At 59.2% G+C, this 12,429-nt stretch carries 9 protein-coding genes; 3 read left to right on the top strand and 6 right to left on the bottom strand.

What is annotated here, in order from left to right; all coding sequences use genetic code 11:
• Positions 1-39 precede the first annotated feature (39 nt).
• A complete protein-coding gene (gene guaA / locus J4D25_RS09760) occupies positions 40-1,617 on the top strand; it encodes a glutamine-hydrolyzing GMP synthase (protein WP_008053207.1) in 1,578 nt (525 codons plus the stop codon).
• Between the two features lie 190 nt (positions 1,618-1,807).
• Here guaA and J4D25_RS09755 read toward each other — a convergent pair whose 3' ends face one another.
• Positions 1,808-6,517: a membrane-targeted effector domain-containing toxin gene (locus tag J4D25_RS09755; RefSeq protein WP_057716263.1), complete on the bottom strand. Its 4,710-nt coding sequence runs from the start codon at positions 6,515-6,517 to the stop codon at positions 1,808-1,810.
• Between the two features lie 189 nt (positions 6,518-6,706).
• On the opposite strand from J4D25_RS09755, the gene J4D25_RS09750 reads away from it, so the two are divergent.
• Together J4D25_RS09750 and tadA are read left to right on the top strand one after the other, a co-directional pair.
• Positions 6,707-8,083: a multicopper oxidase family protein gene (locus J4D25_RS09750; protein WP_057716666.1), complete on the top strand. Its 1,377-nt coding sequence runs from the start codon at positions 6,707-6,709 to the stop codon at positions 8,081-8,083.
• Positions 8,083-8,580: a tRNA adenosine(34) deaminase TadA gene (gene tadA, locus J4D25_RS09745; RefSeq protein ID WP_057716262.1), complete on the top strand. Its 498-nt coding sequence runs from the start codon at positions 8,083-8,085 to the stop codon at positions 8,578-8,580. The genes J4D25_RS09750 and tadA overlap by 1 nt, the downstream gene beginning before the upstream one ends.
• A gap of 106 nt (positions 8,581-8,686) precedes the next feature.
• Here tadA and cmoB read toward each other — a convergent pair whose 3' ends face one another.
• From cmoB to J4D25_RS09720, 5 genes are all read right to left on the bottom strand, one after another.
• The gene (cmoB, locus tag J4D25_RS09740) at positions 8,687-9,643 is read right to left on the bottom strand and encodes a tRNA 5-methoxyuridine(34)/uridine 5-oxyacetic acid(34) synthase CmoB (protein WP_057716261.1); all 957 of its coding nucleotides are present in this window, start codon (positions 9,641-9,643) and stop codon (positions 8,687-8,689) included.
• Positions 9,640-10,383 (bottom strand): carboxy-S-adenosyl-L-methionine synthase CmoA, encoded by a 744-nt coding sequence (cmoA, locus tag J4D25_RS09735; protein ID WP_057716260.1) that lies wholly within the window; start codon positions 10,381-10,383, stop codon positions 9,640-9,642. Before cmoA ends, cmoB begins: the two co-directional genes overlap by 4 nt.
• 189 nt (positions 10,384-10,572) lie before the next feature.
• Positions 10,573-11,208, bottom strand: a complete 636-nt coding sequence (locus J4D25_RS09730; RefSeq protein ID WP_057716259.1) for a lysoplasmalogenase — start codon at positions 11,206-11,208, stop codon at positions 10,573-10,575.
• 2 nt (positions 11,209-11,210) lie between these two features.
• Entirely contained in the window at positions 11,211-11,603 is a 393-nt protein-coding gene (locus J4D25_RS09725; RefSeq protein ID WP_057716258.1) for a protease inhibitor I42 family protein, read from the bottom strand.
• A gap of 190 nt (positions 11,604-11,793) precedes the next feature.
• Positions 11,794-12,252: a hypothetical protein gene (locus J4D25_RS09720; protein ID WP_057716257.1), complete on the bottom strand. Its 459-nt coding sequence runs from the start codon at positions 12,250-12,252 to the stop codon at positions 11,794-11,796.
• Positions 12,253-12,429: the final 177 nt, after the last annotated feature.

Below are 12,429 nucleotides of genomic sequence, written 5' to 3'. Positions count from 1 at the left end.
ATCACGACTGTTTCCGAATTTTTTAGACGAGACTGAATCATGGCCCTCGACATTCACGCTCACCGCATCCTGATCCTCGACTTCGGTTCCCAGTACACCCAGCTGATCGCCCGCCGCGTGCGTGAAATCGGCGTGTACTGCGAGCTGCACCCGTTCGATATGGACGAAGATGCGATCCGCGAATTCGCTCCTAAAGGCGTCATCCTCGCCGGCGGCCCAGAGTCGGTTCACGAAGCCAACAGCCCTCGCTGCCCGCAAGCCGTTTTCGACCTGGGCGTGCCGGTCTTCGGTATCTGCTACGGCATGCAGACCATGGCCGAGCAACTGGGCGGCAAGGTTGAAGGTTCCGAGCTGCGTGAGTTCGGTTATGCCCGTGTTGATGTAGTCGGCAAGAGCCGCCTGCTGGACGGCATCGAAGACCACATCGACGCTGACGGCCTGTTCGGCCTCGACGTGTGGATGAGCCACGGTGACAAGGTCACCCGCATGCCGGAAGACTTCCACATCCTGGCCAGCACTCCGAGCTGCCCGATCGCCGGCATGTTTAGCGACGAGCGTCGTTACTACGGCGTGCAGTTCCACCCGGAAGTGACCCACACCAAGCAGGGCGGTCGCATCCTGTCGCGCTTCATCCTCGACATCTGCGAGTGTGAAGCCCTGTGGACCCCGTCGAAAATCGCTGAAGACGCCATCGCCCAGGTTCGCGCCCAGGTCGGCACCGACAACGTCCTGCTCGGCCTGTCCGGCGGTGTGGACTCGTCCGTGGTTGCCGCGCTGCTGCACAAAGCCATCGGTGACCAACTGACCTGCGTGTTCGTCGACAACGGCCTGCTGCGCCTGCACGAAGGCGAGCAAGTGATGGCCATGTTCGCCGAGAACATGGGTGTCAAGGTGATCCGCGCCAACGCCGAAGAGCAGTTCCTCGGTAACCTGGCCGGCGAAGCCGACCCGGAGAAGAAGCGCAAGATCATCGGCCGTACCTTCATCGACGTGTTCGATGCCGAATCCTGCAAGCTGGACAACATCAAGTACCTGGCCCAGGGCACCATCTACCCGGACGTGATCGAGTCGGCTGGCGCGAAAAGCGGCAAGGCCCACGTGATCAAGTCGCACCACAACGTGGGTGGCCTGCCGGAAGAAATGAACCTCAAGCTGGTTGAACCCCTGCGCGAGCTGTTCAAGGACGAGGTCCGTCGTCTGGGCCTGGAACTGGGCCTGCCGTACGACATGGTCTACCGTCACCCGTTCCCGGGCCCGGGCCTGGGCGTGCGCATCCTCGGTGAAGTGAAGAAGGAATACGCCGACCTGCTGCGTCGCGCCGACCACATCTTCATCGAAGAACTGCGCAAGGCCGACTGGTACCACAAGGTCAGCCAGGCGTTCGTGGTGTTCCAGCCGGTGAAATCCGTAGGCGTGGTGGGTGATGGCCGTCGTTACGCCTGGGTTGTGGCCCTGCGTGCCGTGGAAACCATCGACTTCATGACCGCGCGTTGGGCTCATCTGCCTTACGAGCTGCTGGAAACCGTTTCCGGCCGTATCATCAATGAAATCGAAGGCATCTCCCGCGTCACCTACGACGTGTCGAGCAAGCCGCCAGCGACCATTGAGTGGGAATGATCGTATGAGCCTGTGAACGCAGGCTCAAAACGATAGCGGCAAAAAGAAGCCCCGGGTTGTGAGACCCGGGGCTTCTTGCGTTTCAGTTGTGTTCGCCCCAAATCCCCTGTGGGAGCGAGCTTGCTCGCGATGAGGCCAGCACATCCAACATCTCCCGCGCCTGACACGCCGCCATCGCGAATAGCTTGATTTACACCGGCAAGCGCCCTTCGAGGTTCATGCCCATACGGCTAAGACCCCAGGACAGCTCGTCGATGCTGGCATAAGGCACCTGATTCACGTCGGTCCATGCGGGGCGATTGATCAGGTAGCTGCCGTCAGCCGTGCGCTCGACCGGTGTTCTTGCCAGTTGACCGACTCTGCTGCGATGGATCAGTGTCCAGTTTCCGTTTGACTTCTCGAAAGTGAACATGCCTTGCCGATATAGCAGTCGATCAAGTGCTTCCGGTGTCTTTTCAAGCAACGGCAGTGGCATCTGCAAGCTCAAGTCAGCGTGCAGGGTGTCGAAGTTTCCGTCGGTTAATTCGGGTTGGGTGGCAAAGCCGCGGCCTACCTCAATGCCTCGATCCGTTTCAATCAGCAGGCTTTCTTCCGGCAGCACTTCTTCGATACGCAAACCAATACCGCCCTGCATTTCGCTGATGCCGGACATTCCACGAAAGGTGTTGATGTTTTCCTGATCCGTCAGCACCACCCATCTGCCCGCTCCGTTGAGCGTTTTGTCGGCCTCCATGATGGTGTGGGTGAGGTAGGTCTTGATGGCTTGCTCATGCATGTCGGGAAGTGATGGGCCGGGGAAACGGTAACTGGCCAGGCAGTCGGTTGCCTGAATCCGAATACCATTTTGTTGAGCCGCCTTGACCACTTCAAGCGGGGTGAATCTGCCGGAGGGATCGCTTTTCAGCTTTTGCAAATACGCCTTGAGATCATCGGGCATTGACCCGGTCTTGAAGAATTGATCGAGTTCCACCTGGTTGAAATCGTTGAGCAGGCGATGGAAATAGATCGTCTTGACTTCCTGTTGGGCAAGGATCGGCATGTTCTCGATGAGAAACCGCATGCTGGCAATGCGGTCCTGGCTTTCACCGATGACCAGGCCCGGTGCCGCTTCAAATATCTTCGGGAGCAGTTCTGCGGCAGTGGTTGATGGCGTCACGACTGGAAGCTGCGGACGAGGGGGTAATGAAGCGAAAAATCCACTGCGGGAAAAGAATTGACGGGCGTCTTGTGACAGCGTGGCGCGCGGGGCCGCGACGTATCGTGCGTAAGTGGACTCTGCGCGAAAGCTTCCGTCTGGCTGACGGACCAGTTTGATATGGGTTTCTCTCTCGCCCATCGCCAGTAGTCTGATACTGAATCGGTTAGTTGCATCGTATTGCGTGGCCGGGCGGCGCAGGATGGCCTGTGTTGGCTCTTGAGCAGAGGCAGACGCAGAGGCGGGAGCAGGCGTAGAGGCCGGAGCAGATGTAGACGGCGGAACGCGGGACCCGCCCGGATGCCGGTTTCCACCGCCCCTGAGCCCGGCTCGGGGTGTCAGCTCCCATTCGCCCTCGGCATTGAGACGCACAGGGAGTGAACCTGAAAACGCGTTGGGATTTTCAGGGTCGATGATGGCCCAGGTGCCGCCTCCGTTGGGATCGGCTTCGTAGCGCACGTAATAGGCCCTGTCATCGAGCAAGATCGCGGAGGAAGGGTTGGAGTCGAGTTGATAGATGCCCTGGAATTTTCCGGCTTCACTCACGGGTGTCCGCCCCTCGAGCAGTTCATTGGCTTGCCAGTGGTCCGGTATTTCGATGGGTTGAGAGGTTCCTGACAAGGGTGAATCGAGTTCACTTGCCAGCTCGACGGGCCAGCCCATGGGCTTCATGCCCTTTACAACCAACGCTTGCTTGAGTTCTTCGAGGTTGTCCACTGTCATGGACTCGTAGGCTGGCCGAAGCGGGGTATCCAGATTCAGCCGTCCACCCGGCGTGGATCTGATGACGCTGTCTGCCATCCCGTTGTTGGCATTGCGATAAACCACAAGGACGCTGCTGCGGTAGCGCTGGAAGGTGAACATCCCCGGTTCAGGCAGCAGCGCTCGCAGTTGTTGCGGAGTCCTGTATGCCCACGGGGTTTGCATCTGCACGCGCCAGTCGCCTTTGATCAGTGCATGGACGCTGTCGAAGTCCATGCCATCAGATACGTAAAAAACAGGGGAATCCGGATAGTCCGCATGCTCCACAGCCAACCCCGGATCGGAGTTGATGGGTTGCGCTTGCCCCGGCGCTACGTCATCGATACGAATGCTCAGGGCATCGGTCTGTTCGCTAATGCCGCGATAGCCTCTGAATGTCGCCATGTTTTCCTGATTGACCAAGGCAACCCATTTGCCCGGTTCTTTCAATGCTTCGTTGAACCGGATGACCTCGCTGGCAAAAAAACTCCTGGCCATCTGGTAATCGGATTCCCAGTTAATCGCTTCTTTGTTGATGTTGTAGGTCGTCGACATGTCGAGGGCCTGAACCCGGATCTGTTGGGCATTGGCGGCTTTGGCCAGCGCCAGCAGATTGAATTGGCCTGTTGGGTCGTTGCCGGCCTTGATGTCGAGTTTTTTCAGGTAGTTTTCCAGCTCGACGGGCATTTCACCGGTGCGCGCGAAGGTGTCCAATTCGAGTTGATTGACGTTGGCCAGCAGCTCCTGCAAGTACAGGGTCTTGACGCCCTGTTGCGCGAGCGTTGGCATGTTTTCGATCAGGAACTGTTTGCTGCCGATGCTGCCCCGGCTCTCGCCGACGACCAGCCCCGGTTTTTCTGCGTAGGCCGCTTCAAACAGTTCGCCAGGCGTGGCAAACGCTTGTGCAGAGGGCGCCGGTTGGCTCGGCGTCGGAGGGTGAAGCTCGTACCAGGCCCTGGCGTCGCTGACCAGGTTGCGACGAGGTTCTTCCTGGGCCATCTCGAATTCGCTGAGGGTGATGACCTCTTGGTCGGCATCGGACATGAGTACGCTGTGGACGTCGATGTCTGCCACTGACCAGATCCGTCTGAACGGGCTGCGTACGTCGGGTCCACCCAGCGCCCATGCCCGCATTTCAGGGTCGTCAAGGCCCGGCACGTGAACGCCTGGCCGTTGTGACCACTCCTCGACGGCGGGGGAGGCGGCGTCCGCTGCTTGCATCCCGCCTCTGAGGCCCAATTTGGGAACGACTTCCCATTCCCCCGAATCATTCATAAACCGTACTGGAATCGAATCCGTGAAGGAGTCGGGATTGGCCGGGTCGATGATTGCCCAGTACCCACGCCCGTTGAGGCTGTTTTCATAACGCACGTAATAGGCGTTGCCGTTGAGTTTGATGGCGGACGAAGGATTCGAGGCGAGCCGATATGTACCCTGGAACTTGCCAGACTCACGAACCAGGGCGTCATCGCTGAGCACATCATTAATCCTGAAGGTGTCCGGCACTGATGACGCTGGCCTGTCCTCAGTCGAGCCCGTGACAGCCTCTGATTCTCCTTCGATGGTTCCGACCTTCGACCCGGCGGTTTCGGCAGGTGTGGTTGATTCAATCAGATCAGCCATTTCTTTGGCTTCGGCGGCGTCGATGTCCGGGCCGATTTCCTCCAGCGATCCTGGACCTTTGAGCACCAGGAGGTTGAACAGCAAATCGATACCGCTGAGCACGGCGCCAAGAACGCCGGCCTTGCGTTCCTTGGCGGTTTTGCCATTGACCGCCTGATCGATGTTCAAACCCAGGCTGGCGATACTGGCGCCGACCACCGGCAGGGCAATCGGCCAACCGACCACCGCCATGGGGCCAAATACTTTTAAACCGGCGCTGAGGTAACCGATCCACAGTTTTTTGCGCAGATCGCCATTGGACGTCAGCGAGAGTTCGGCTTCGGCAAACATTGCGCTTTTGGTCGAGTTGCTCAACCAACTGAATGCGTCGCCGGTGATGATCTGGTTTTTTTGATTGATCAGGTGATGGTCGTACTTGCCCCAGGTGCTGACCAGCCGGTTCATGATATCGGTGATGTTCTTGTCGATGGTTTGACGATCGGCCAAGGAAAAATGCGTCATGAAGCCTCGGCGAGCCTCTTCTTCGTTCATCTGCTGCAACATCCAGTAGTGCATGTCCGTCGCGGTTTCCAGCACTTTGAAAGCGACGTTTTCACCGGGCAGGTACACGATCTGGCGCCCCTTGGGTGCGACGAAACGCAGGATGTTGGTGGCAAGGTACCCGTCGACGTCCAGAGCTCGAACAATGTCAGTGCAAGGGTGCTGAGCCCGCAGCATCTGCAGGTCGACGGGCCAGGTAATCGGGCCCATTACGGCGTTCGTGACGAACTGGAAGTCATCGTCGCTCAACTGCCGTTTGTCCCTGGCCTTTACGGCTTGTATCAGAAAATTGCATTTGGCCAGGGTTCGGAAGTCGGTGCCGGACTGCTTCCAGAACGCGGTTAATTTGTCGGTATAGAGTGTGCTGAAATCGATGTTCCAGAACGCCTTCAACACCTCGTTGCCGTGCAGGCGTACTTCGTTGGTTTCGTTGAACCTCCCGGCGTTCGGGCCGGCGGTATAAAAGCCTGCATAGACGTCAAGCAGGTCGGCGTTGTCCTGATCGCTGGTGCGAAAGCGCTGGATCACCAGCTGTGTCAGGGTCGTGGTTGACGTCGGCGTTGCTTTGACATGCTCCCAACCAGTGAACGTTTTCGAACTGCTTTGGGCTGTGTCGAAACGGTGGAAGTACACCTGATCCGGATCGAGGTCGGTAATGCCGGATTTTTTCAGTAAGTCGCTGGCGACTTCGTGCGCCGTGTCTTGCAGGCTCGGGCAAGTCTGGATCACGGTGGTGGCGATCGCCTTGAGCGCGGCCTTGTCGGCGGCATTGGGCAGCGGGCGTGTTTCGTTCGGGTTCATGCACTCTCTTTCCTTGAGAAAACGGGATGTCGAGGATGGCCGGTTTTTTCAAGGCAAGTGCACTACATAGTTATGCCCACAGCTGATGTGCGGCCACAGGTCACCCTTACCGTTTCGCAGTTGCAGGTGTATCGTATTCGCCTTTTGCAGGCCCCGGGCCTGTCGTTGATACGTGAGGTAGTTGAGTTCATGTCGTTTACCCGTCGCCAAATCCTCGGTGGCCTGGCCGGTCTTGTTGTCGTTGGTGTCGGTGCAGGGGGCGCGTCGCGCTACTGGCTGGGCAAGATGGCCGACGCAGATGCCGGTCACGACTATGAACTGATTGCCGCACCGCTGGATGTCGAGCTGGTGCCCGGGCACAAGACCGAGGCCTGGGCCTTCGGCCCTTCGGCGCCGGGCACCGAGTTGCGGGTGCGCCAGGGTGAATGGCTGCGGGTGCGCTTCATCAACCACCTGCCGGTCGCGACCACCATTCACTGGCATGGCATCCGCCTGCCACTGGAAATGGACGGTGTGCCTTACGTCTCGCAGTTGCCGGTGCTGCCGGGCGAATACTTCGATTACAAATTCCGCGTGCCTGATGCCGGCAGCTACTGGTATCACCCCCATGTGAGCAGCAGCGAGGAACTCGGTCGCGGCCTGGTCGGCCCGCTGATTGTCGAGGAGCGTGAGCCCACCGGCTTCAAGTACGAAAAAACCTTGAGCCTGAAGAACTGGCACATCGATGAGCAGGGCGCTTTCGTCGACTTCAGTATTCCCCGGGAAGCGGCCCGTGGCGGCACGGCGGGGCGTCTGTCGACCATCAACGGCATCCCGCAAGCGGTGATTGATTTGCCGGCCGGGCAGATCACCCGTGTACGTTTGCTCAACCTCGATAACACCTTGACCTATCGCCTGAATATTCCCGGCGTCGAAGCGCAGATCTATGCGCTGGATGGCAACCCCATCGAACCGCGCCCGCTCGGCAAGGAATACTGGCTCGGCCCCGGCATGCGTATCTGCCTGGCGATCAAGGCGCCGCCGGCCGGTGAAGAGTTGTCCCTGCGCAACGGCCCGGTGCGCTTGGGTACGCTGCGTTCGGTGGCCAACACCGACGCCCCGACCGAGTGGCCGCCCGCGCTGCCCGCCAACCCGGTGGCCGAGCCGGACCTGGCCAATGCCGAGAAACTCAACTTCAATTTCGAATGGGTCGGTTCGGTGTCGGTGAACGTCGATAATGGTAAGCCGCCAAGCCTGTGGCAGATCAATGGCAAGGCCTGGGACATCACCGACAAAACCTGTGCCGACCGCCCGATCGCCAAACTGGAAAAGGGCAAGAGCTACATTTTCGAATTGAAAAACATGACCCAGTATCAGCACCCGATTCACCTGCACGGCATGAGTTTCAAGGTCATCGCCTCGAATCGGCACAAGGTCATTCCGTATTTCACCGACACCTACCTGCTGGGCAAGAACGAGCGCGCGCAGGTAGCGTTGGTGGCGGATAATCCGGGTGTATGGATGTTCCACTGCCATGTGATCGACCACATGGAAACCGGCCTGATGGCCGCTATCGAGGTGGCGTGATGCGTCAGATTCGTCCCGCCGCCATCATCGACCGCAGTCGTGATCGCGAATTCATGCGTGAGGCCCTGGCACTGGCGGCCCAAGGCGCGGCCCTCGGCGAAGTGCCGGTGGGTGCGGTACTGGTCCAGGATGGGGAAATCATCGGTCGCGGCTTCAACTGCCCGATCAGTGGCAACGACCCCAGCGCCCACGCCGAGATGGTCGCAATCCGCGCCGCCGCCCAGGCCGTCAGCAATTACCGACTAACCGGCAGTACGCTTTACGTGACGCTGGAGCCGTGCAGCATGTGCGCGGGCCTGATCGTGCATTCGCGGATTGCCCGGGTGGTGTACGGCGCGCTGGAGCCCAAGGCGGGGATCGTGCAGAGCCAGGGGCAGTTCTTTACCCAGGGCTTCCTGAATCATCGGGTACTGCATGAAGGTGGGGTGTTGGCGGAGGAATGCGGGGCGGTGCTCAGTGAATTCTTCAAGGCCCGGCGCGCAAAACCTTCAGACTGAACACCGGCCCCCCTGTAGGAGCGAGCTTGCTCGCGATGGAGTGTCAGGCTAAGTGGTGTCGACTGACACACCATCGCGAGCAAGCTCGCTCCTACAGGTTCTTGCGTTACTTTCTGGCGACGATTACGGCCCGCATCGGCGCCGGCAACCCTTCAATGGTCTTGCTGTGATCTTCCGGATCGAGGAAGTCACTGAGCGACTGATACTTCATCCACTCCGTCCCGCGCTGTTCCTCGATCGTGGTGGTGCTCACGTCCACGCACTTCACGTCTGTGAACCCGGCACGTCGCAACCACAACTCCAGCGCCGGCACCGACGGCAGGAACCACACGTTGCGCATCTGCGCGTAGCGGTCCTCCGGCACCAGCACCTGATGTTTGTCGCCTTCGACCACCAGGGTTTCCAGCACCAGCTCACCGCCCTTGACCAGGCAATCCTTCAGCGCCAGCAAATGTTCGATGGGCGAACGGCGGTGGTAGAACACACCCATGGAAAACACTGTGTCGAACCCTTCGAGGTTCGGCGGCAGGTCTTCGAACGGGAAGGGCAGGTGCCAGGCGTTCGGCTCGGACAGGTAGCGTTGCACCGCCTGGAACTGGCAGAAGAACAGCCAGTTCGGGTCGACACCGATCACGCTGTCCGCGCCGGCGCCAAGCATGCGCCACATGTAATAACCGTTGCCACAGCCGACATCGAGGATGCGCTTGCCTTTCAGGTTCAGGTGCGGGGCGACCCGTGACCACTTCCAGTCCGAGCGCCATTCGGTGTCGACGTGCACGCCGAACAGGTCGAACGGCCCTTTGCGCCATGGCGACAGGCCCATCAGCGCGGTACGCATTTGCGCACGGGTCTCGTCGCTGCAATCGGTATCGAGCTTCAAGCCATTGAGCAAATCGACTTCGCTCGGCTGGATCTTCGGCAGGGCGTCCAGCGCGCTTTGCCAGCGTTCCAGGTCGCCATGGCCCTTTTCCATTTTCTTGTCGAGTTGCGCTTGCAGAGTGTTGGCCCATTCGGCCAGCGGCGTGCCGGCCAGGCGGCGGGCGAGGGGGGACAGATCAATCATGGCAAGGCAATCAACGAGGCAAAGTTAAGACACTGGAACCACGGCACGACTTTCGAGAACCCGGCGGCCAACAGGCGTTCGCGGTGTTCTTCGAGGCTGTCGGGCTTCATGACGTTTTCGATGGCGCTGCGCTTCTGGGCGATTTCCAGTTCGCTGTAGCCGTTGGCGCGTTTGAAGGCGATATGCAGGTCGGTGAGCAACGCGTGTTCCTGCTCGTCTTCGAAACGCAGTTTTTCCGAGAGGATCAGGGCGCCGCCGGGCAACAGTGACTGACGGATGCGCGACAGCAATGCTGTGCGTTGGTCCCGGGCGATGAACTGCAGGGTGAAGTTCAGCGCCACCACCGAGGCCGGCTGGAACTCCAGCGCCAGGATGTCGCCTTCGATCACCTCCACCGGCAGCAACTCCTGGAACATCGAATCCTGCCCGTTGAGGTACTCGCGGCAGCGCTCGACCATCGCCGCCGAGTTATCCACAGCGATCACCCGGCAGCCATCGGTGCGCACGTGCCGGCGCAAGGCCTGGGTCACGGCACCGAGCGACGAGCCCAGGTCATACAGCACGCTGCCCGGCTGGGCGAACTGCGCGGCGAGCACGCCGAGGTTTTCAACGATGGTCGGATAACCCGGCACCGAGCGCTTGATCATGTCCGGGAACACCCGCACCACGTCCTCGTTGAAGGCGAAGTCAGGCACCTGGGCCAGAGGCTGGGCGAAAAGGCGATCGGGTTCTTTGCTCACGGCGGTTCCAGCGGTGTAGGTGGAAAAGGCCGGCATTTTAGCCAAGTTGGCGCGGGGATGCGCGGGTTGTCTGATAAACCGCCAAGCAGCCTGCAAAGTCTGTGTGTTCAGTGATATTGCTATCGCGAGCAAGCTCGCTCCCACAAGGGCTGTGCAATACCTGTGGGAGCGAGCTTGCTCGCGATGGGGTCAGCGCGGTTTCTGAGTGAACGCCGATGCCGTGATCCCCCATTGCCCCAGCCAATAGCTGAGGATGATCACGTAAGGCGCCGCGTCGAACGGCACCACAAACCGGCTGATGCCGATCACGCTGTCGGAGAACACGAATGCCACTGCGCCCGCCGCCGCCAGTAGCGCCGAGCGTTTGGGCACATCGGTCCCGAGTCGGGCCAGGGCGCGCCAGAGCATGGCGCTGATCGCCGTGCCATAGACAATCACAGGCACCAACAATGGCCCGAGGCCGTTGGAAATCAGAATTCCCAACAGGACGGCGCCGACGCCGAGGGCCAGCACCAGTGGCAGCAATGCCAGACGCCGGCAATCGCTCAAATACGCTTTCAGATAGGCCAGATGCGCAACCAGAAACGCCCCAAGGCCGAACACGAACAAATCCCCCGGCCATGCCAGCAACACGTCGCCGACCAGGGAGAAAATCAACCCCAGGCTGATCCAGCGCCGATATTCGCCTGGCGGTGCGTCATGCAACCAGCCAAGCAGGGCCAGCACCGGCAGCGGCTTGACCAGCAGGCACAGCAGGGACGCATGCACGCTCAGGCCATAAAGGAAGGTCACTGCGCCCATCAGCGCCAGAATCAGCCAGCCCACGGTCAGTTGACCGAGATCGCGCAGTCGAACGAATCCACCGGCAGCACTTCCGGCGCCCATGGCTGTTGCGAGGTCAGGCGCAAGCGTCCGGTGCCGGGCGCGAAAGCCTGAAAGCGCCAGGTCGAGACCCCGGCCGCGCCGACGATGCCGGCATCTTCCGGATTTCGATAAACCTCTGGGCCCAAGGCGTGCAACACACCGCCGGCCGAATCCTGGATCGCCCAGCGATAACCCGTGGTCGGATTGCTCGGCAGGGTCAGGATCAGGTTTTGCCCGTTGCTGAGTTTCACCGGACATTCGCTTTGTTTTTCCACGGTCACGTTTTGTTTCGGTTGCGTGGCACACGCGGCCAGCAAGGCGAGGGCGAGGGGGACAAGCAGGCGAATGGGGGACATGTGGTTAGTGGCTCCGGCGTTCACGACGAACGGCGAGCATAACCGAGATGAGACAAAGTGTGACAGTCGCCCGCAATGGGGGTGTAAGAGTTGACGCTATCGCGAGCGGGCCACACACAGGGGGTAGAGGTAACCTCGTGAGAGCGACCTGCTCGGGATAAAGAAAATATTTACTGGTAGTGCTTAACGGTTAACTCACAAGAGAAAAACAGAAATCGCTTTCTGATGTAAATTCGATGCCATGCAGATCTTTGAACTTCATAACGACGTTGCCAGAGTACTGTTGTGTTTCGTTACTCACGGTCAAGTTCATGACACCTTCCAATGCCCAATGGCTGGTGTAGGTAGGGAAGTTTTCGGTATAGGCAATTTCTATCAAATAGTCCAGAGAGTTCAGTGTGTAGATTCCCGTCTCGATATGCTTGGGCATGTAAATGTCAAAGGCCCGGTCGCGCGGGGTGTTTTTTTCTCCGGCCTTGAAAATGGCGAGGATTTCCCTGTTTCCGACGCTGGCGAAAAATTCTTCGGACCGGAAGTCTTCACGATTCTGAAGGGTTGCATTCAAGTGGTTGTTTGGGCAGCAACGGCGAAATTTGACATTGTCATTAATGCGCTCGTCGACACCATTTCTTCGTTGTTTGATATCCATGGGGTTCTCTCCTTTGTGCTTTTCGCACGAATGATTTGAACCTTGAGGATATAGAGCCGAAGTGCCTGGATGTACTCTCTGTTCTGATAGGATTACAAACCTATTAATTATGTATTTTGAGTTATTGCTGGCCTCGAAAAAATGGTCAGGTTACGAGCCTGACCATTTCGAAATCAC

The sequence above is a fragment of the Pseudomonas sp. GW456-L13 genome (genome assembly GCF_017350115.1).
GTDB classification, from domain to species: Bacteria; Pseudomonadota; Gammaproteobacteria; order Pseudomonadales; family Pseudomonadaceae; genus Aquipseudomonas; species Aquipseudomonas jessenii.
Note: the sequence above shows the minus strand (reverse complement) of the source record. Positions and strands in the feature narration are given on the sequence as shown.